The 19,815-nt window shown below is 44.2% G+C and carries 19 protein-coding genes, 1 tRNA gene and 2 pseudogenes; 13 read left to right on the top strand and 9 right to left on the bottom strand.

What is annotated here, in order from left to right; all coding sequences use genetic code 11:
* The first annotated feature begins 306 nt into the window (after nt 1-306).
* Nucleotides 307-744, top strand: coding sequence for a PepSY-like domain-containing protein (locus tag BHV72_RS17700; RefSeq protein WP_005827221.1), 438 nt, complete (start codon nt 307-309; stop codon nt 742-744).
* A 421-nt stretch (nt 745-1,165) separates the two neighbouring features.
* Here BHV72_RS17700 and BHV72_RS17695 read toward each other — a convergent pair whose 3' ends face one another.
* From BHV72_RS17695 to BHV72_RS17670, 5 genes and pseudogenes are all read right to left on the bottom strand, one after another.
* Nucleotides 1,166-2,047 carry an alpha/beta hydrolase gene (locus tag BHV72_RS17695; protein ID WP_022401425.1) on the bottom strand — a complete coding sequence of 294 codons (882 nt, stop codon included), beginning with the start codon at nt 2,045-2,047 and terminating at the stop codon, nt 1,166-1,168.
* Nucleotides 2,048-2,155: 108 nt separating this feature from the next.
* Entirely contained in the window at nt 2,156-2,986 is an 831-nt protein-coding gene (locus tag BHV72_RS17690) for a MerR family transcriptional regulator (protein ID WP_005833169.1), read from the bottom strand.
* A gap of 90 nt (nt 2,987-3,076) precedes the next feature.
* Complete coding sequence (locus tag BHV72_RS17685) at nt 3,077-3,550, bottom strand: arsenate reductase/protein-tyrosine-phosphatase family protein (RefSeq protein WP_005833171.1); 474 nt, start codon at nt 3,548-3,550, stop codon at nt 3,077-3,079.
* A 39-nt stretch (nt 3,551-3,589) separates the two neighbouring features.
* Nucleotides 3,590-4,199, bottom strand: a pseudogene (msrA, locus tag BHV72_RS19600) (peptide-methionine (S)-S-oxide reductase MsrA); the annotation flags it as partial.
* A 121-nt stretch (nt 4,200-4,320) separates the two neighbouring features.
* A tRNA-Arg gene (locus tag BHV72_RS17670) sits at nt 4,321-4,393 on the bottom strand.
* Nucleotides 4,394-4,605: 212 nt separating this feature from the next.
* On the opposite strand from BHV72_RS17670, the gene asnA reads away from it, so the two are divergent.
* Nucleotides 4,606-5,643, top strand: coding sequence for an aspartate--ammonia ligase (gene asnA / locus BHV72_RS17665; protein ID WP_008664075.1), 1,038 nt, complete (start codon nt 4,606-4,608; stop codon nt 5,641-5,643).
* A gap of 104 nt (nt 5,644-5,747) precedes the next feature.
* Nucleotides 5,748-6,410 (top strand): uracil-DNA glycosylase, encoded by a 663-nt coding sequence (gene ung, locus BHV72_RS17660; protein ID WP_005827240.1) that lies wholly within the window; start codon nt 5,748-5,750, stop codon nt 6,408-6,410.
* 3 nt (nt 6,411-6,413) lie between these two features.
* On the opposite strand, the gene BHV72_RS17655 is transcribed toward ung, so the two are convergent.
* The 3 genes from BHV72_RS17655 to BHV72_RS17645 all read right to left on the bottom strand — a co-directional run bounded on the left by BHV72_RS17655 (nt 6,414) and on the right by BHV72_RS17645 (nt 11,568).
* Nucleotides 6,414-9,191: a putative LPS assembly protein LptD gene (locus BHV72_RS17655; protein ID WP_005827242.1), complete on the bottom strand. Its 2,778-nt coding sequence runs from the start codon at nt 9,189-9,191 to the stop codon at nt 6,414-6,416.
* 79 nt (nt 9,192-9,270) lie between these two features.
* Nucleotides 9,271-9,807: an HD domain-containing protein gene (locus BHV72_RS17650; protein WP_005827246.1), complete on the bottom strand. Its 537-nt coding sequence runs from the start codon at nt 9,805-9,807 to the stop codon at nt 9,271-9,273.
* Nucleotides 9,808-9,834: 27 nt separating this feature from the next.
* Nucleotides 9,835-11,568 (bottom strand): ArnT family glycosyltransferase, encoded by a 1,734-nt coding sequence (locus tag BHV72_RS17645; protein WP_022401422.1) that lies wholly within the window; start codon nt 11,566-11,568, stop codon nt 9,835-9,837.
* A 187-nt stretch (nt 11,569-11,755) separates the two neighbouring features.
* Here BHV72_RS17645 and BHV72_RS17640 point away from each other — a divergent pair, with 187 nt between their 5' ends.
* The 7 genes from BHV72_RS17640 (at nt 11,756) to BHV72_RS17610 (ending at nt 15,929) form a co-directional block, all read left to right on the top strand.
* On the top strand, nt 11,756-12,133 hold the full coding sequence (locus BHV72_RS17640) for a GtrA family protein (RefSeq protein WP_005827252.1): 378 nt from the start codon (nt 11,756-11,758) through the stop codon (nt 12,131-12,133).
* Nucleotides 12,134-12,184: 51 nt separating this feature from the next.
* Nucleotides 12,185-13,156, top strand: coding sequence for a glycosyltransferase family 2 protein (locus BHV72_RS17635; RefSeq protein WP_022401421.1), 972 nt, complete (start codon nt 12,185-12,187; stop codon nt 13,154-13,156).
* A gap of 358 nt (nt 13,157-13,514) precedes the next feature.
* Complete coding sequence (locus tag BHV72_RS17630; RefSeq protein WP_022401420.1) at nt 13,515-13,802, top strand: hypothetical protein; 288 nt, start codon at nt 13,515-13,517, stop codon at nt 13,800-13,802.
* A gap of 256 nt (nt 13,803-14,058) precedes the next feature.
* A complete protein-coding gene (locus BHV72_RS17625; protein WP_022401418.1) occupies nt 14,059-14,541 on the top strand; it encodes a GNAT family N-acetyltransferase in 483 nt (160 codons plus the stop codon).
* Nucleotides 14,538-14,897, top strand: a complete 360-nt coding sequence (locus tag BHV72_RS17620) for a DUF3795 domain-containing protein (RefSeq protein WP_057097562.1) — start codon at nt 14,538-14,540, stop codon at nt 14,895-14,897. Before BHV72_RS17625 ends, BHV72_RS17620 begins: the two co-directional genes overlap by 4 nt.
* Before the next feature lie 31 nt (nt 14,898-14,928).
* Entirely contained in the window at nt 14,929-15,510 is a 582-nt protein-coding gene (locus tag BHV72_RS17615) for a Crp/Fnr family transcriptional regulator (protein WP_005827269.1), read from the top strand.
* 143 nt (nt 15,511-15,653) lie between these two features.
* Entirely contained in the window at nt 15,654-15,929 is a 276-nt protein-coding gene (locus BHV72_RS17610) for a hypothetical protein (RefSeq protein ID WP_022401417.1), read from the top strand.
* A 12-nt stretch (nt 15,930-15,941) separates the two neighbouring features.
* On the opposite strand, the gene BHV72_RS17605 is transcribed toward BHV72_RS17610, so the two are convergent.
* A complete protein-coding gene (locus BHV72_RS17605; RefSeq protein WP_009037935.1) occupies nt 15,942-16,895 on the bottom strand; it encodes a transporter in 954 nt (317 codons plus the stop codon).
* 200 nt (nt 16,896-17,095) lie between these two features.
* Between BHV72_RS17605 and BHV72_RS17600 the strand changes: the two genes are divergently transcribed.
* From BHV72_RS17600 to BHV72_RS17590, 3 genes and pseudogenes are all read left to right on the top strand, one after another.
* Nucleotides 17,096-18,331: an N-acetylmuramoyl-L-alanine amidase family protein gene (locus BHV72_RS17600; protein ID WP_005827280.1), complete on the top strand. Its 1,236-nt coding sequence runs from the start codon at nt 17,096-17,098 to the stop codon at nt 18,329-18,331.
* Between the two features lie 13 nt (nt 18,332-18,344).
* Nucleotides 18,345-19,213: pseudogene (locus BHV72_RS17595) on the top strand (MlaD family protein).
* Between the two features lie 351 nt (nt 19,214-19,564).
* The coding region (locus BHV72_RS17590) for a DnaA N-terminal domain-containing protein (protein ID WP_286857203.1) at nt 19,565-19,815 on the top strand (251 nt) is incomplete at its 3' end.

Raw genomic sequence — 19,815 nt, 5'->3', positions numbered from 1 at the left:
AAATATTTACTTTTCTTCCTTTCTTTAAAATATTGAAAGGTATCCATAAACCGATATTGGAAAACACCTACAAAATCATCGATAAACTGATTTAATATTTTCATAGCCATAATAGTCTATTGTGTCTTTAAATAATATTCATTGCAAACAAAAATTCATAGGTGAAGAGCCGCAACACCCATTTTCAAAAATAGATTTTTTTTCATTTCCAAAAATAGAGTTTTTTTCCCAATTCTTTCCAGATTTCCTTCCCATCTTTGCAATACAGAAAACAAATAAAGTATTAATTATTAAAAATAGAAAAGTATGAAAAAGTTAGTTATGATGTTGGTTTGTATGTTTGCAGTGCACACAATGGTAATGGCAGATAATGATAAGCCGATAGAGGTGAGCCAGTTGCCGGCGAAGGCGCAGACATTTATCAAGACTTATTTTAAAGACCATAAGGTGGCAATGGCTAAATTGGAGTCGGGAATGTTTTATAAAAGCTATGATGTGGTGTTCACGAATGGGGAGAAGGTAGAATTTGATAAATCGGGGGAATGGAAAGAGGTACGATGCAGACAAAGTGAAGTTCCTGTACAGATTGTACCGGAAGCGATACGTAACTATGTAAAGACCAATTATCCGGATGCAAGAATTCTTCAGATTGAGTACGATGACAATGAGTATGAGATAAAGTTGTCTAATCGTTGGGAAATTACATTTGACTCTAAAATGAGGGTGATTGACATTGACGATTGATGACAAGAAAGATTTAGAATATGTAGATTATAAAGTTAAGTATCAAGAAGCTGAAAACAGTTGCTTGGAGAGGGTTTCTCCAGGCAACTGTTTTTTTATGCACTTCCGTACGGTAGCAGGGCATATGGTGCTGCGCTCATTGTACAACAGTAGTTGTACTACTATTCCAATTGCCCGGAGTCAACGAAGCCCCGGCTGCACTTTTGCAGTTTTTTAATCAGTGTGTCCGGAGAAGGACACTCAACCTTCTCCGGAGCTGAAAATACTGATTTATAAGGAAACGGCGCTTCTCGGCGCTTCCTGCCGGAAGGCGACTCAGGCTATGACGCTTTTAGGATTTTGGCAGACCTCACCATGGTATAGGTAGTCCCCTTAGTACAATGGCGCATATCATTCAGCTTACTGAAAAATAGATTTTTTTTCAGAGAGGTTCGTTCGGCAGAGAAATTCCAACCGCAGAACGGAAGAACAACGTTTTCAGTCCGTCATAAAATCCCGGAAGAGCAACCGTTCCATGCGTCTCTTCCGGGAACTTTTTTGATACCACCCGCAAATGCCGCTTCTCCATACGAGGAACTGCACTCCCTATAAAATCATCTGTCAGGGGAAAGTGGATCAGCTTCCTATCAAGACGCGGCTGAGTGGCAAACGCAACATACAGTTGCTTTCCTGAAAAGTCAACCTTATCTACCTGCCGTTCTACCTGTTTCTGAAAATATCCTTTATCCCACCATAAACTGGGGTCTATGGCGATGTATGTATCAAATGCACCGGGATAATTCAGCAAAACATGCAGCGTGAACAACCCGGCATAAGAATGTCCGGCCAACAAGTGTTGTCCATTCACCGGCAAGTCTTGTTCCACTGCGAGGCGTAGCTCCTCCGTCAGAAAACGGCAAAATTGTCCTGCCCCACCCCCTTCCGGTTTATCGCCCGGACGGACAGTTCCGTCACGCCGGGCAGCGGAACAGGTTGGCGTAAAGTCTCTGGTTCTGTTTGTATTCAGGACAGCCACAACGATACAGGGCGGTAAGGAAGAAACTTTGGAGGTGGAAAACAAGCGAGTAAAACCTACCACCGAATGAAAAAAAGAATCACCGTCCAGCAAATAAAGAACCGGATAACTTTCCTCTTTTTCACCCGGGCGGGTTGCAGGTACATACACCCAATATTCTCTAGCCTCATTCAAGACATGCGAAAACAAAGTGTGGCGAGTCCCGATAGAAATAGCTTCTTGCGCTCTCAGCGGAAAACCGAGCCAAGTGACAACTACCAATATGAACAGAATATGCAGGCTTCTCATTTCAATTCTTTTTTCAGTCTGCAAAGTTCGCAGAAAATAAGTTGACTACCTATCCCTATTTTTAGGTATTCTCACGGTTGAAAGCTTTCCGCAGAAATCAAAGGCTGATTAAGAAAGTTTGATGGGCAACTGAATTTCCGTCATCCATTCATCCACCGTTTCTTTGTTCCAAATGCCGTCAATATGGCAAAACCGGGCACGGTCAATGACCTCGTATCCATTTGTCTCGGCATACGCAAAAAGCTCGGCGAAAGTTTCGGGCATATGCTCATAAGCACCGTAATGGTTGACACAGAGCGCAACCGGCACTTCCGGAAGTTCCTTGAATTTAATCAGTTCCGAATCTTCCTTGCGTTCAGCCACCGCTTCAAAAAACTCGATATCAATATCAACCCCATATTCCTCATTATATTCCACCGTGAAACAATATTCCGGGGCAGGACATTCACAACCCAAACGGTACATTTCAGGCCCGATGATATTCGGACAAAGATTGAACAGCTCCTGATAAGAGTCTATTTTACGGCGATGGGTAGCAAAAATTCTTGAAGGGAGGGATTTCTTAAACACTTTTTCCATAACATTCTCTTGTTTATGGAGTAAATTTTCCAATTTGGCAAGTTCGGTCTGCCGCCATATCAAGTGTTCAATCTCGTTTTTGCAACGTTCTATTTTAACCTTCAACAATTCAGCATCCGGAAATTCCTTGCCATCGGCAAACAACTCGGATATCTCTTCGAGGCTGAACCCTAATTGCTTGAGGTAAACAATACGGCTCATACACCGGAGCTGGCTGATGTCGTAATAGCGATACCCCGTCCACTCATCCACTTCAACGGGTATCATCAATCCTATCTCTTCATAATGACGAAGCGTCTTAACGGTCACCTGGCAAAGTTTGGAAAACTCTCCGATTTTAAACTTCATTTTATTCTTCATAAACTCATGCACATTTTGTTTATGATGCAAAGATAGGTCCTGCCCTTAGGGACGAGTCAAGAGATTGCTTCAAAAAAAACACATATTTCACTATTCACAACGGCAATAGGTGTTTGCACCGCACGTACAATGGGGTAACAACTGCCCACTCAGTTCATCGCGGTAAAATTCATACAGCCGCCGGTACATGGTTTCATAGAGTGCGGCAATTTGTTGCTCCTGCTCACTTTCATTTTGAAAACGATTTTTAAAGGGGTCTTCAAAATTAAAATGCACCTGCTGCTTGGCATCCAGAGTGATAAATTTCAGTTCTTCTCCGGCTTCTTTACATAGGGTAATCACGTAGTCCCACGACCGGTGCGTATAGGTCCCGACACCAGACGGTTTCTTGCGAGACACGCTGAAACCATTCTGTTCCATCACATTGCACACGGCATCGGGAACGCAGTTCCCCTCCATAATTCCTGCCGTAGAGATATTCATTCCCCTGCCAAATGCATGCAGGAGTTCCTGCGCGATACGGCTGCGGCACGTATCTTCATTACTTATTAACAGTATATCCATTGTCCGTTACTTTTCCAGGTTTAAATACTCGCCATCTCCTTCTTTCTTCATCTTCGCTTTACGTGCCAGGTCGAACAAGGTGGGGTTAATGTGGCAATATCCACCAGGATTTTTGTCCAGATAGTCTTGATGATAATCTTCGGCGAGATAGAAGTTCTTCAAAGGCTCTATCTCTACAACCAACGGACGGGAGTAGTTGGCAGCCAGCCGGTCAACGGTTTCACGAATAACGGGCAGGTCGGCGGTATCCGTATAATAGATACCCGTGCGATACTGTGTACCTCTATCCCCCCCCTTGCTTATTGAGGCTGGTAGGGTCAATCGTTTTGAAATAAAGGTCGATAAGGAAAGGCAAGTCCACCTCATCGGGATCATACTGTACTTTTACGGTTTCGGCAAAGTCCGTGGTACCGGTACATACCTGCTGATAGGTAGGATTGGCTATATTTCCATTGGCATATCCCACCTGGGTAGCCTCCACACCTTCTATTTGTTTCAGGAAATGTTCGGTACCCCAAAAACATCCTCCTGCCAGATAAATCTCTTTCATTGGTTTCATGTCTGTTCTCCTTTCTGACCGTCCTTCCGGCTTACCGGCATAGGACAGACAAGTCATTAACATTGCAAAAATAAATATTATTTGTTTCATACCTCTAACTCTATGGAAATTATAACAAGAAAGAGAACCGTATGGTTGACTTTTCTGGATGTATTGTATAAAAAGAAACTCCCTTTGCAAAGTATTCATGCAAAGGGAGTTCCTTTCTTTGTGACCCCGGTGCGATTCAAACGCACGACCTTCAGAACCGGAATCTGACGCTCTATTCACTAAGCTACGGAGCCAAATGTGGATGCAAAAGTATAAAAAAATTAGCAGATTCCTAACATTCAAACGCTTTTTATATCAAACCGAGGAATATTTTTATTATTACTTTGAGAAGACTAACCGCAATTACACAAACATTTTGTTCTTTTTTCCCACAAAACAGAAGCAAGTATCAATATTATTCCTATCTTTGCCGAGCAATTTAATAGAAGTTATACTGAATAAATTTATGAGCTACCTGATAACACCTGAAGGTTACAAACCTTTATTGGACCTAAAACAGACTGAATTAGGGATTAAACAAATTAAAGAGTTCTTCCAATTGAACCTCTCTTCCGAACTGCGCCTGCGACGTGTGACAGCTCCACTGTTCGTATTGAAAGGAATGGGTATCAATGACGACCTCAATGGAGTGGAACGTGCCGTAACTTTCCCTATCAAAGATTTGGGCGACGCCAAAGCTGAAGTGGTGCACTCCCTCGCCAAATGGAAACGCCTCACGCTTGCCGAATACCATATCGAACCGGGATATGGCATCTACACAGACATGAATGCCATCCGTGCCGATGAAGAACTGGGCAATCTGCATTCCCTTTATGTAGACCAGTGGGACTGGGAACGCGTCATTACTGCCGAAGACCGCAATGTGGAATTCCTCAAGGAGATAGTAACCCGTATCTATGCAGCTATGGTGCGCACAGAATATATGGTATATGAGATGTATCCGCAAATCAAGCCTTGCCTGCCCCAGAAACTTCACTTTATCCATGCCGAAGAATTGCGCCAACTGTATCCGGACTTGGAACCCAAATGCCGCGAACATGCCATTTGCAAGAAATACGGTGCAGTGTTCATCATCGGTATCGGATGCAAGCTGAGCGACGGCAAGAAGCACGACGGACGCGCCCCGGACTACGACGACTATACCAGCAAAGGGCTGAACGACCTCCCCGGACTGAACGGTGACCTCCTGCTATGGGACCACATCCTGCAACGCAGCATCGAACTTTCCTCCATGGGTATCCGCGTAGACAAGGAAGCCCTGCTTCGCCAGCTCAAAGAGGAAGGCGAAGAGGAACGCCTGGAACTTTACTTCCACAAACGCTTGATGAATGATACACTGCCGCTTTCCATCGGTGGCGGTATAGGGCAGTCCCGCCTCTGTATGTTCTATCTGCGCAAGGCGCATATCGGTGAGATACAAGCCAGTATCTGGCCGGAAGATATGCGCAAAGAGTGCAAGGAACACAATATACACCTGATTTGATATACATTTATCCCGTCATATAATATAAAGTTCACCCCCTCAAAAGGTTGGACTTTATTTTTTATTTTGTACTTTAGCATCCGAAACTACTAACAGATCCAATTATGAATGTTCAAATAGAAGAAAGCTGGAAAGCACATCTGCAACCTGAATTTGAGAAAGATTATTTCCGTACATTGACTGATTTTGTACGGGACGAATATGGGAAATATGCAATATATCCTCCGGGAAAGCTGATATTCAATGCATTCAACCTATGCCCTTTTGACAAAGTAAAAGTCGTGATAATCGGTCAAGACCCCTATCATGGTCCGGGACAAGCACACGGACTTTGTTTCTCCGTAAATGACGGTGTTCCTTTCCCTCCTTCCTTACTTAATATTTTCAAGGAAATAAAAAATGACATTGGCACTGATGCCCCCACTACCGGCAATCTGACACGCTGGGCAGAGCAAGGCATATTGCTGCTCAATGCTACCCTCACCGTACGTGCACACCAAGCCGGTTCTCACCAAAACCGAGGTTGGGAAACATTTACAGATGCGGCTATCCGCATTCTCGCCGAAGAAAAAGAGCATCTTGTATTTATTCTTTGGGGAGCCTACGCCCAACGTAAAGGGGCATTCATCGACCGTAGCCGACATCTGGTACTTACCTCGGCACATCCATCTCCCCTATCCGCTTATAACGGCTTCTTCGGGAACAAGCATTTCAGCAAAACAAACGAGTATTTGCGGGAACATGGAGAGACGGAAATAATTTGGTAAACATCAATACCACTGAATATTACTCTGAGTCTGGCTTCTCTGTTCCCATTTCAAGTCTTGCAGGATACTTGCATTGGCACGGATGGTAAAGTTATAGTATTTCCAGCGTCCGAAAGGTGATATGGCAGCCGTCATGCTGAAACAGTGCAGGTCACGTGTGATGTTGAAAGCGGTCTGCGTTATCTCCTTCGCATTGAAGTCATAACCGGAATTGAAGCTGACAGCCCATTTATTGGTAAGCTTGACGTTACCGTTTATATTAAGGGAATTCAGGCTGAATTTGTACGGATAGCGCATGTTCTTACGATTAATGGGCTTACTGGTGTCTTCCGTTATATTGAAACCGGTACTGAAGTTGATGGACCAAGGCATTTTGAATACTTGATAGCCGTCAGCATCGGCAGCAGCCTTTTCCTTCTTCTTCTTCGGAGTGCCGTCCTCGGTAGTTTCCCCCTCCATGTCACCGTCTTCCTCCGTCGAGGCATTCTGGTCTTGGCCCTGCTCCTCGTCATCCTTCTGACCGGTGAAGAAGTTCCTTATTTTCTTCCACGAATCATTGTTCACGGTCCAACTGAACGACGTACCATATCCCGACCAACGACCGAAACGGCCATACGACCATTCCGTACGGTTACCGGGCACCACCCTTCCGTTCTCATCAAACTCGTAAGCATAAGTGGCAAAGGTAGAGCTCATACTCAACGTATAACTCTTGCTCAACTTCAGACGGAGATTAAAGCTCAAGTCACTCCAAGGACGCACCTGGGCAGCCGTGTTGTAACTGATACCCATACTCAAATCGTCAATCAGGCTCACCTTGCGGATAGAGTCATTCTTATCCTTGAACTTCATTTCAAGGTTATTGGAGATATTGAAACTGATAAGCCCCTGCTTTCCTCCACTTGGCGGACTGAACACCTGACCGGCATAATAGGAATACTGCACGGTATCGCGAATGCCGTTCTGGTCTTTTATATAAGAGTCATAATAGCCAAAACGGGACGAAGTGAAATCGGGCGCAGCGCTGAAACTGATGGAGGGAGTGATGACGTGACGTATCTGTATCTCCTTCTTCTTCATGAACAATGGCTTGTACATACCATAAACTTTGGTATTGATACCCAGACTGGCACTGTAGTCGTATACACGGTGAAAGCCGTAGGTCGTATCATTCACCTCCTTGCCTTGCTCATCGTCCCAGTCCTTCTTCACCTTGCGGGTGTACCAACGCTCCGTATAGTTTACGGTAGGCGTCACATTGAAGTACTTGAACAAAGTAAACGTGGCACTTACCGGAATCTCATGCTGCATACCGTTCTCCCAATCGCGTATCAGGTTCTTCTTGAACAACAGATTGTCCTTCGTCTTGATACTGTTCTTCACACGGCCAGTATAGCGAACGGAAATCTTCTCATACCACTTTTCATCTCCCACTGCATGTTTGCGCTTGAAAGGGAAAATGGTACTCAAGGAAATGGTCATGTCCGGTAAAGTCACCGCGATAGAGGAGTCGCGCATGGTCTGGGCAATATTACCTGAAGCGGAGATGCTCAGATGCTGGTCGGGAAAGTTACGCGAATAGCTGACACTGGAAGTCTTGGTATTCTGCGACATTGCCTGGGAGTTGTACATATTGCCGATATTGGTACGCTCATAACTACTGGTAGCAAAGTTCACACTGGCAGAAAAGGTAGAATTCGGACTCGCTTTCGGGTCCTGCCGGTGAGACCACACCACCTTGAAGTCTTTGGCAACCGAGTAGTCGGGCAAGCCTTTGTCACCGGTCTTGGTCACCTGATAGCTTGCCTGCAGCAAACCGGAATATTTGTAACGCTTCACATAGTTCGACTCCATATTCAGCGCCCAAGAACCTTTCGTGAAGATATCCGCCCGCAGCTTCAAGTCCATTTGGTCACTGATGGCGAAGTAATATCCACCGTCCGTCAGACCGAAGCCACGATTGGAGTCATCCATATAGGTAGGCATCAGAAAACCGGACTGGTAACTGCTAGAAAACGGGAAAAAGAAAAATGGAACGGCAAGCGGAAGCGGCACATCCTCTACTACCAGATAGGCAGGTCCCGTCACCACGTTCTTTTTCGGACGTACCTTGGCATAAGTCATCTGCATATAAAAATGGGGGTGGTCATGATGGTCACAAGTCGTGTAACGACCGCTCCTCATATAGAGTTCATCATTATTCCCTTTCTTGGCATTATTACCGGTCACGTATCCCTCGCCCTGCTGGCTGACAACATTGCTGATAAGACCTCTTTTACTCTTGAAGTTATAACGGATAGTATCGGTTTCGTAGGAGGTGTCCCCGTCTTTGAAGACCGGTCTTCCCTTGGCTGTTCCTACAGAATCGACCACGCCACGGGCAAAAACCGTACTGTTGTCCATATCCATAGAGATGACATCAGCCTCCAGGTCAGCACCCGGATAACTCACCTTTCCCTGGCCGTAAAGATGGGCAAAGCCACTCTGCGTAAATACAATGGAGTCATTGGCTTCGTAGGCTACGGGAGCATCCAATGCATCCTTCTTGGGAGGCGCAGCCGCTACCGTATCTTGTTGCAACGAATCGGCAGGAAGCCCCTTTCCCCCTTGCAGGGAGTCTCCCATCTGCAAACTATCCCCTACCTGCAACGTGTCTGTCCGCTGAATATTCGGAGGCGCGACCTTCGCTCTACGGCGCTGAGAAGCAGCCCCACCGGAGAGAAGAAGCAAGACGAATAGTAGTATGAATGATATGAATGTATTTGCTTTCAATGGCGTCATTAACTAATAGTTTACGCTTGGAGGGGCAAAAGTACATAATTTATACGGATAATCTCCCTTTTTAAAGAAATTTAGATTGCTACAAGAACTGTTCGCACCAATTATCAAAGCGCCGTACCCCTTCTTCACCATAACGTTCCAAACTTTTTCGGGCTTTTTCTACACTTTTCTCCTTTTCCAAATGAGTTTTTGAATAAAACTTATCGGCAAAACAGATAGCTTGTTCTTCCAAGCTGACCGGAACCATTTCACGATGCGGTACGGGCAAATCCTGCGCAATGATTCCCTCCAATGAAAGTCCGGCACCCGTATGGCGTTCACAAACCAAAGCATGGCGGGGATAGCCTTCGCCGCGTATCAGGTCGGCTCCCAAATAACCGTGACAGATATAAGGCTTGTCGCCAAAACAATGGATACCTGCCGCATCTGTAAGAAAAATGCCTATATCGTGCAGCATGGCAGCCTCGTACAGAAAATCCTTATCCAATGAAAGTTCCGGATGGCGGTCGGCAATCCATAACGACTTGTCGGCTACGGAACGGCTGTGCGTCAACAGTATATGCCGCAACTCATTCTCTTCCGGATAATATTTGTTAATGATATCTATCGGATTCATTTTAAGTTATGAGTTATGAGTTATAAATTATGGGTTATGAATGTCAATCGCCCTAAATTTATACATGCAGATTTCATTACGCATATCACAACTGCGTCTGTCTGTACGGAATATCTTTTCCAGATGATACGTCTGTTCCAGCTCTCCCAACATATTCTCCTCCTCCTTTACGGGAACCAACAAATAGCCCTCCTCGCTGGACGGACGTTCCTTTTCAATGTGCCGCATGCGGTCTTTCAGATAGAAGTTAACACCATAGAAACTCATTTTCGAGTAAGAATAGACCACACCTTCCGGAACATACGTATTGACCCTTTCAGCCAAATGTTTATCTGATTTCACAGCCAGCACCGTGGGCTGATAAACCGAATCCAATGATACGAAAAGGCAGAGCATACATCCTGCTATGCCATATAATAATGACCGGCTATCCGCACGCTTTATCACCATGCGTAATGTGCAGACAGCGGCTACTACGGGAAGCGCTACCAGGAGCCACTTGGGAACAGACAAAGCCACATCCTCCAACGCATGCATAAAGGCTACATTCTCAGCGGCATGGCGTCCACTTCCAAAAACGCTGTCGGGAACCAGGCCGAGACGAACTACGACAAAAACAAGCGTAAGCAACAAGCCCAAAGAAGCAAAGATGATTGCACAAATCCTGAAAACTCGTGCCCCCTTTTGTACCAAAGCCAACAGATACTCAGCTATCAGCACTGCCATAAACGGATAGATGGGAAGCAGATAAACGCTCCGCTTACTCTTGGGGATGCAGTAGAAGACAAAGATTATCAGAATGACCAGCCACGTGAACAATTGTACCGGAGACTGGTTGCGGAAAGCAGTCCAGCCCTTCTTCAACCGCAACAGCAGGGTCTCCCCTTCCGGCAGACAACGCATGTTTTTCCACTTCAAGCCAAACAAGGAAATTACCAGAACCAACGTCCAGGGAATCCATCCCCAAATCAAAGTCAGGAAATTATACCATATAGGATTTTCATGGGACTCGTAGGACATTTTGCCCATAAACCGCCCGGTATTCTCCTCCAGAACCAAATCGAGGAACGGTTGTCCACCTTGTCTGTAAGCTACGTATACCCAAGCTAAATAAGGAACAAAAGAAAGCAAGCCGATACCTACCAACGAGAAAAACGCTTTCCAGAAAGAACGTCCGCGCAACAACTGATACACACCGATACACGCGCAAGGGAATATGGAGCCTACCGGCCCTTTGGTCAACGTGGCACATCCCATCAGCAACACCGCAAGCCAGGGCACTCCGCGGCATCCCTTCTCATCCCAGCGGAACAGCAGACAAAGGGAAATAACGATAAAGGCAACCTGAACCATATCGACCCGACAAGCGACAGCCGCCCGATGCACCTCGAAAGAAGACAAAAGAAGAATAGAGGCCAGAAACGCCGTTTGAACGTTTTTACGTTTTGCCACAAAGGCAAAGAACATCAACTGCATGGCTAAAAAAGCCAATGCAGACGGGAAACGGGCGGAAAACTCCGTCACCTCTCCAAAAAGGGAAGAGACGGCGGCTATTGACCAGTAGAAGAAAGGGGGTTTATAAGCAATATCAGTACCATAGTTCACCGGAAGTATCCAGTTTCCACTTTCCAGCATAGAAAGGGCAACAATCGCCTCCCGCGGTTCCCCCTTGGAATAAAAAATGGTTTCTCCCAGAAAGGGAACAACCACAAGCACACTCAGCAGCGCAATAAACCAGAACGCCTTCTTTCTGTCCGACATACCTTATTTGTTTTTTATGTTTTCTGGACGCAAAGATAGCGCAAACCGAAAGCAGATGCAAATTTATTTGCAATTTGCTGAGATGCAGCTTAATTTCGCAAAGCAAAATTACAAATAATTCTGAAACAATGCCTAACTTTGCCGCCCCAATGATAATGGCAACAGAGAGTAGATATTTAATGTTAAGATGAAGCGGCTGAAACAACTACCGGAATTTGTACGCTTCGTAATGGTGGGCATCTTTGCGACAGCTCTGCACTACGGATTGTATTTTGTATTACAATGGGTTATCAATGTAAACATAGCCTATACACTGGGATATGCTCTCAGCTTCATCGCCAATTTCTATCTGACTGCTTACTTTACCTTCGGCCGAAAGCCCTCATGGAGAAAAGCCTTCGGATTTGGAGGGGCACACTTATGCAGCTATCTGCTACACATGGGGTTGCTGAACCTCTCTCTCTGGATGGGCATCCCCAAACCTCTGGCCCCCATTCCGGTTTTCGCCATCGCCATTCCGGTCAACTTCTTACTCGTACGTTTCGTTTTCAAAAGAAAAGAGTGATAATTTGTTTTTCTCCCGATTTCTTACGAATATTGCAAAAAGATTTGTTCTATGATGGAAAACTCTCCCATACTCGCCGTTGTCGTACCTTGCTACAAAGAAGAGGCAGTGCTGCATGAAACCCATAAACGATTGAGCCAATTATTCGACCGGCTGATACAAGCCCGGCAAATTTCCCCGGAAAGCTATATATTATATGTAAACGACGGAAGCACCGACCAGACATGGGCTATCATCAAAGAACTGCACCAAAATACGGCCTATGCCTGCGGACTGAACCTGGCAGGAAACGTAGGACACCAGAATGCCCTGCTAGCAGGACTCAATGCAGTAAAAGAGCGTTGCGAGATAGCCATCTCCATTGATGCAGACTTGCAAGATGACATCCAAGTGATTCCGGACATGATAAACAGCTATAAAGCGGGCAATGACATCGTTTATGGCGTACGTAAAGAACGGAAGACCGACACTTTCTTCAAACGCAACACCGCTTTGGTCTTTTATCGGCTGATGAAGGCAATGGGGGTAAAATCCGTCTACAACCATGCCGACTACCGCCTGATGAGCCAGCGGGCTATACAACACCTATGCCGCTTCCGCGAGCGCAACCTTTTTCTTCGGGGGCTGGTTCCCCTCATCGGCTACCAGACGGACAGCGTGTACTACAATCGTGACAAGCGTTTTGCCGGAGAATCAAAGTATCCTTTCCGGAAGATGCTTAATTTTGCCATCGACGGTATCACTTCCTTTTCCGTCAAACCGGTCCGTATGATTTTTTGGATAGGCTGCATCTTTATTCTTGTGGCACTGTGTGTCACCGGATGGACACTTCACTCTTACACACAGCATAACGCCGTCCCCGGATGGTCATCACTGATGATTTCCGTCTGGCTGGTAGGAGGTGTGATACTTGTGTCGCTGGGGATTGTAGGCGAATACATCGGCAAAATATACATTGAGGTGAAGGACCGACCGCGCTACAATGAAGAAGAACTGCTGATGCCGTCCGGCAAAACAGAATAAAAGAAGCCCATCATCATTCTACACAAAAGTTTTAAAAAGGAAAAACACTTGTCACGCTATCACACTATAATAAAGGTATAGGGAACAGTGTGTGTCTTTCTTGCCGACAAGTTGGCAAGATTTTGCCACCCTATTGGCAAGACTTTGCCATAGGCATGGCAAAAGTTTGCCAAAAGCATGACAATGGGTTGGCAAAATTACTCTCTGGCAGACAATGAGTTAACATAACTATCAAAATCGTATCGTCACATCAGTTTATATCAAAAAACACAAAATCGCTTGCGAAAGCGACATAAATGCCGTATCTTAGTACACGTGCAAGCAAACCATTTTGCTTACACATGATAAAAATCTGCTTATGGGAACATTAGGCTGCATCAATGACATGCTACAAAGGGATAAAGAGAACCGTGCTCTCCGCAAGTTGAGCAGAGGACGGATGCGGGAGCACTACAAATACCTTGTAGAAAGGAAAGGTCCTGAGAGAGCCGATGTAACCATTGAGGAAATAGAAAAAATCCGAAGAAATACTACTGAAAAGGAATTGTCAGATAAAGAACATCTATTCAGGGCAAAGACGATTCTTGCAGCATGTGCTTTAGTCTTGCTTTTATTGGGAGTACTTTGTTATAAATTGTTCTTATAAGCAGGTCTGAAACCAATTGGCAAGAAATCTACCCGGTTAAATTCATCAGCCATTGGCTGGCGATTGAAAGCAGATTCCCATGCTTCATAAAAATTCGCATACTTTTTATATTCGAAGCAGAGAATCAACAACTTGATTTTCCTAAACCAATAAATTAGAAATGAAAAGATTATCTTTGCAAACACAATAAATACATTGAAAGACTTTCTGTTAGAACATGGAACATCTAAAAGCATACATTTTAGCACTTAAAAACATGAATACAGATTTTACAATTAGAATTGCCCAACAGCCTGATGCCCTTGAACTTATGAGTTTGTTTCAAGAGACAGTCCTCCATATAAACAAACGTGACTATTCAGAAGCAGAAGTGGCAGATTGGGCATCGTGCGGAAACGACCTCTCCCGCATAAAAGACATGATTAAGACACATTATTTTATTGTGGCAACCAATCAACAGTCACAGATTGTCGGCTTTTCATCCATTACCCACCAAGGATATTTGCATTCTATGTTTGTTCATAAAGATTTTCAAGGTAAAGGCATTGCTACCATACTTCTAAATGAGATAGAACGGTATGCAACCGCAAGAGGAATCATGCGAATTACATCAGAAGTAAGCCTGACAGCCCGTCCATTCTTTGAGAAAAGAGGCTATATAGTAGAAGTGGAACAGAAACGCAAAGCCAACCAACTTTATCTCACCAATTTTTGGATGGCGAAAAGGCTGGCTGAATGAAATCGTATAACGGACGTATTCCTGCTTGTGGTGTCTTTTGTGGTGGTTGTCCCATATACACAAGAGAAAAAAGTCCCTGCAAAGGAGCAGAACAGAATGGTTCTCGCTGTGAAAAATGTAAAACATTCCATTTATGTTGCTTGGAAAAAAGAATAACACATTGTTTCCAATGTTCTGATTTCCCATGTACTAAATTCAAAAGATTTACCAAACGTTGGCTAAAATACGGACAAAACTTCATTGAAAACCAAAAGCTTTTAAAAAACGTAGGTGAAGTTAAATTTTTAAAGTATTATAATGAGAGAGTCCACGACCAGCTTACCAACAATGACAGAAAATCAGGAATAAAACAATAATTTTGTACCTTTCGAAAAACATGTGTTGTAAATGACAGATTTTAATTCATACATGGGCAATATAGACACTGACTTTTTTAGGGAACTGTGTTTAAGAAACGGAGAACTACGGTATTATAAAAGAAATGAGTTTATCCTCCGAGAGGGAGAAGTCGGTTCTTTCTTCGGGTTTATTGTATCCGGTGTAATCAAATATACCTGCATCAACCAAACTGAAAACAAAACATATAATGTAGGTTTTTCTTTTGCCAATGAATTTATCTCTGATTATCCCAATTGTTTATACGACATAAAATCTGAATTGAATATACAAGCAATAACCCCATGTAGAATCTACATCTGTTCTTCCGAATTACTTCTACAAGAATTTGAAGAGAACAAAGAAAATCAACGAATAGCCCGTATTGCAGCCGAACAATTATTTTTTCAGTCGTATTCACGTTACTTGGATTTGTTCAGATTTACATCGGAAGAACGCTATCTCCAACTTCTTAAAAAATGTCCAGAAATCCTACAAATGGTACCCCTAAAAGAAATTGCGTCTTACTTGAAAATAACCCCTATTCACATGAGCCGCATCAGACACAAACAGAGTTTTGACAGCAAAGAATAAACATAGGTTTAGAAATTCAATCATTTAACAATATTCCAAGACAATATTGATTCTGTCAGGAAGTTCTCTTTTATTTTTGCCCTATCCTTTGGCTGATTCAGCGAAAGGCAGGAATGAAAGGAGTTAAACATAGAGTCCTATATATGAGAACAAGAAAAGTATTTAGAATGCCACTTGATAAAATTCTTTGTTTATCAGCCAATGCTATATTAACCATTATTGCACTATGGAGTATTGCATCAGTCTTTTTCGAAAACGCCACAATTGATTCTATAATAGCCCGTTTCAGCGTGGCTTCTGCCTGCATGGCCAACCTATTTTCAAAACATCGTCTTATCCGGATAATATTCCTCATTATGGCATTTGTACTGATAATTGTTGCAACCACCCTCTATGTCCATAAAGCAAATAAGATGTAAAATACTCAGCAGTTATTCCGTCTCATTTTTCCTTTTCTTCCACAGCTGATAACTATTGATTATATTCTGCCACAGCACATACGATCCCGGACCGACGGAAGATAACGGATTAAGATAAGTATATGCCATCCAGATGGCAAGCACCGTATTCTTTTGCCCCAGCGCCTGCCCTCCACTGATGCGCTCACCATAATGACCGCCGATTCTCTTTCCCAAATAGAATTGTATACAGCAGGTTATCAGTCCCGCCAGGGCTATCAGCAGTTCAACAAATACCGGTGCATCACTATTGACCAATGAACGTACCGTCTGCCCTGAGACAATGGCAAGAGCTACCGCCCACAAATAGAAGGCTGCATCATGGAAACCCAACAGAAAATGATGCACCTTCGGCACAAACGCACGCAGAAACCATGCCAGCAAGAAAGGACAAAGCAGCAATGGAAAGACTTTACTCAGAATTTTCAGGAATGCAACAAAAAAAGTAATGTCAGCATGAGGCTCCACCAACGGGAAAACCAAAGGAACAGCCACAGCCGCCAGAAGATTGGACAACAACGTATAGGTCGTCAGGCTGGATGCGCTTCCACCCAGTTTACCGGTAATGACAGCCGCAGCGGTTGCAGTGGGACAAATGAGACAGACCATCGCACCTTCAAACACTTCCCGGTAGACCTCCTCCATAGGACAACACACCAACAATACCGCAACAATCAAGCAAGAAACCGTCTGGAACAGCAGTAACCATCCATGCCACGATTTGGGTTTCAGTTCATGCACCTCCACCTTACAGAAAGTGAGCAGAAGTTGGGAAAAAATCAAAAGTGGAGTCAGGAAAGCCACTAACACATTCACATAAGGTTTGGCAGGCGCCACAAAAGGAATGTCTGCAAAAAAGAAATATCCCAAAGTACCGGCAAGCATTGCCAAAGGCAACGTCCAGTTCTTTATAAAACGAACCAGCATACTTGATTTGCTATTTTAATTATCTGCCGCAAAGTTACGCATATTATCAATACATTGAGCCACTAATTACTCAAACACAGACATTAATTACACTAAAAATGAGAAGAAGAACAATAAAACTGAACATAATCCATTAGTTTTCTATAAATTTCCACTACATTTGCCAAGCGAAAAGGAAGCATTGTCTTTGCTACAATTATATGAAACTATACAGACGATACATATTATATATAAGTATATGCTTAGGGCTGCTTATCTCCCCCTTTTGCAGTGGCAGCGCTGAAGCGAAAGACTTTGTTGTCGTTATAGACCCCGGACACGGTGGACACGACCCGGGTGCAGTGGGAAAAATTTCCAAAGAGAAGAATATCAACCTGAATGTAGCACTCAAACTTGGCAAACAAATCAAGAAGAACTGCCCTGATGTAAAAGTTATCTATACGCGGGACCGGGACATATTCATCCCCTTGGACCGGCGCGCTGAAATTGCCAATAACGCCAAAGCTGATTTGTTCATCTCCATACATACCAATGCCCTGGCCAAAAACCGGACGGCCAAAGGAGCCTCCACCTGGACACTGGGTCTGGCAAAATCGGATGCCAATCTGGAAGTAGCCAAGCGCGAAAATGCCGTTATCCTCTACGAAAGCGACTACAAGACGCGGTATGCCGGCTTCAATCCCAACTCGGCAGAGTCCTACATCATCTTCGAATTCATGCAAGACAAATACATGTCACAGAGTGTGCACCTCGCCTCCCTCGTACAAAAGCATTTCCGCCAAACCTGCAAACGTACAGATCGGGGCGTGCACCAGGCAGGTTTTCTGGTATTGAAGGCCAGTGCCATGCCAAGCATACTGGTGGAACTCGGATTCATCTCCACACCGGAAGAGGAACGGTACCTGAACACTGAAGCAGGAACCACCTCACTTGCCAACGGTATCTTCCGCGCTTTCCTCACCTATAAGCGCGAGCAGGAAATCCGGTTGAACGGAAGCAGCAATACCATTCTTCCGGAGGATGTACCCGAGCCCGTTCAAGAAGAAGGCAACGCAGCTACAGCGACACCGGAAAAGAAAAATGCACCTCAAGCGGAGAGTAACCAAGCTGCCCAACGCCCGCAAAGGTCAGAAAATGCAGCCGTTTCCCAAACAGAACAGAGCGGCATCGTGTTTAAGATACAGATACTCACTTCTTCACGTCCTCTGGCCAAGAATGACAAAAGACTGAAAGGACTGAAAGACGTGGATTATTATAAAGAAGGCGGAATCTACAAATATACGTACGGCGCATCACCCGATTACAACAAGGTGCTGCGCAGCAAACGTAGCATTACGGACAAATTCAAGGACGCATTCATCATTGCGTTCAAGAATGGAGAAAAGATAAACGTCAACACAGCCATCAGCGAATTTAAAAAGAACAGAAATAAATAACAAAAGATACATCATGAAGTATATTACAAAAGAAGTTAGAATAGGAATAGCAGGCATAGCTGCACTTTGCATATTGGTATACGGCATCAACTACCTGAAAGGGATAAATATGTTCAAGCCCTCCAGCTATTTCTACGTGAAATTCCAGAATGTCAATGGGCTGACAAAATCCAGCCCGGTCTTTGCCGACGGCTTCCGCGTGGGTATTGTCCGCGACTTGTACTACGACTATACCCAACCGGGCAAAGTCGTTGCCGAAATAGATGTTGACCCAGAGCTGCGCATTCCCAAAGGAAGTACGGCAGAACTGGCAGCCGAAATGCTTGGCGGCGTAAAGATGAACCTGCTGCTTGCCAATAACCCACGGGAGAAATACCAGATTGGAGACACAATCCCCGGCGTGCTGAACAACGGAATGATGGAAAAAGTTGCCACCATGATGCCGCAAGTAGAGAAGATGCTGCCCAAGCTGGATTCCATCCTCGCATCCTTAAATGTCATACTAGCCGACCCCGCCATCCCTGCAACCTTGCATAACGTACAAGATTTAACAGCAAGTATGGCCGTCACAAGCCGCCAGTTGCAAACTCTAATGAAGGATGATATTCCACAACTGACCGGCAAGCTCAATACCATTGGAGACAACTTTGCACTCATTTCCAACAACTTAAAGGAGATAGATTATGCTGCCGCCATGCAAAAGGTAGACGCAACTTTGAACAATGCCAGAAAGACAATACCGTCGGACTTTTGCTAAACGACCCTTCTCTATATAATAATCTGAACGCCACCACTGCCAACGCAGCAAGTTTATTGGAAGACTTGAAATCGCATCCGAAACGATACGTCCATTTCTCCCTATTCGGCAAGAAAGATAAGTAAAAGATGGACGTTATATAGATTTTGTCTAAATAATAAGTCTATAAAGGAATTAAAAGGAAAGCCCTCATTTGCTCTATACAAGGAGCGAAAAAGGGCTTTTTCCTGCTCTGGGCACAGAAAGAAAACAAGAGACGCAAAGCTACATAAACCACTATATGACAAAGTATTAGATAAATGCAACACACCTTATATAAGGAGTATACTCATAGTAACCGATAAGTAGCTGAAAGTAAAGAGCTTATTACTTTCCCTAAAAACGCAAGAAAAAAAGGATTTGTTTTTCTCGAATAAGATTGCCAATTTTGCAATCGTAGAAGTTATGCTTAATTAATAAATGTATTTATAGCCGTTATGAGTGAAATAGATCATGTCGGGCTGTGGAATCGCTGTCTTGAAATCATCAGAGACAATGTTCCGGAGCAGACATACAAAACATGGTTTCTTCCCATCATACCTTTAAAATATGAAGACAAAACGCTGGTCGTACAAGTGCCCAGCCAGTTCTTCTATGAGTTTTTGGAGGACAAATTTGTTGATTTGTTGCGCAAGACTCTCTATAAGGTCATTGGTGAGGGAACTAAATTGATGTATAACGTAATGGT

This window comes from Bacteroides sp. 43_46 (genome assembly GCF_001915455.1).
In the GTDB taxonomy this organism is placed as follows: Bacteria; Bacteroidota; Bacteroidia; order Bacteroidales; family Bacteroidaceae; genus Bacteroides; species Bacteroides caccae.
Note: the sequence above shows the minus strand (reverse complement) of the source record. Positions and strands in the feature narration are given on the sequence as shown.

Bases quoted from the DNA above. Each gene is read 5' to 3' on its own strand.
- BHV72_RS17700 (WP_005827221.1), top strand. From the start codon at position 307: ATGAAAAAGTTAGTTATGATGTTGGTTTGTATGTTTGCAGTGCACACA.
- BHV72_RS17695 (WP_022401425.1), bottom strand. From the start codon at position 2,047: ATGAGAAGCCTGCATATTCTGTTCATATTGGTAGTTGTCACTTGGCTC.
- BHV72_RS17690 (WP_005833169.1), bottom strand. From the start codon at position 2,986: ATGAAGAATAAAATGAAGTTTAAAATCGGAGAGTTTTCCAAACTTTGC.
- BHV72_RS17685 (WP_005833171.1), bottom strand. From the start codon at position 3,550: ATGGATATACTGTTAATAAGTAATGAAGATACGTGCCGCAGCCGTATC.
- asnA (WP_008664075.1), top strand. From the start codon at position 4,606: ATGAGCTACCTGATAACACCTGAAGGTTACAAACCTTTATTGGACCTA.
- ung (WP_005827240.1), top strand. From the start codon at position 5,748: ATGAATGTTCAAATAGAAGAAAGCTGGAAAGCACATCTGCAACCTGAA.
- BHV72_RS17655 (WP_005827242.1), bottom strand. From the start codon at position 9,191: ATGACGCCATTGAAAGCAAATACATTCATATCATTCATACTACTATTC.
- BHV72_RS17650 (WP_005827246.1), bottom strand. From the start codon at position 9,807: ATGAATCCGATAGATATCATTAACAAATATTATCCGGAAGAGAATGAG.
- BHV72_RS17645 (WP_022401422.1), bottom strand. From the start codon at position 11,568: ATGTCGGACAGAAAGAAGGCGTTCTGGTTTATTGCGCTGCTGAGTGTG.
- BHV72_RS17640 (WP_005827252.1), top strand. From the start codon at position 11,756: ATGAAGCGGCTGAAACAACTACCGGAATTTGTACGCTTCGTAATGGTG.
- BHV72_RS17635 (WP_022401421.1), top strand. From the start codon at position 12,185: ATGATGGAAAACTCTCCCATACTCGCCGTTGTCGTACCTTGCTACAAA.
- BHV72_RS17630 (WP_022401420.1), top strand. From the start codon at position 13,515: ATGGGAACATTAGGCTGCATCAATGACATGCTACAAAGGGATAAAGAG.
- BHV72_RS17625 (WP_022401418.1), top strand. From the start codon at position 14,059: ATGAATACAGATTTTACAATTAGAATTGCCCAACAGCCTGATGCCCTT.
- BHV72_RS17620 (WP_057097562.1), top strand. From the start codon at position 14,538: ATGAAATCGTATAACGGACGTATTCCTGCTTGTGGTGTCTTTTGTGGT.
- BHV72_RS17615 (WP_005827269.1), top strand. From the start codon at position 14,929: ATGACAGATTTTAATTCATACATGGGCAATATAGACACTGACTTTTTT.
- BHV72_RS17610 (WP_022401417.1), top strand. From the start codon at position 15,654: ATGAGAACAAGAAAAGTATTTAGAATGCCACTTGATAAAATTCTTTGT.
- BHV72_RS17605 (WP_009037935.1), bottom strand. From the start codon at position 16,895: ATGCTGGTTCGTTTTATAAAGAACTGGACGTTGCCTTTGGCAATGCTT.
- BHV72_RS17600 (WP_005827280.1), top strand. From the start codon at position 17,096: ATGAAACTATACAGACGATACATATTATATATAAGTATATGCTTAGGG.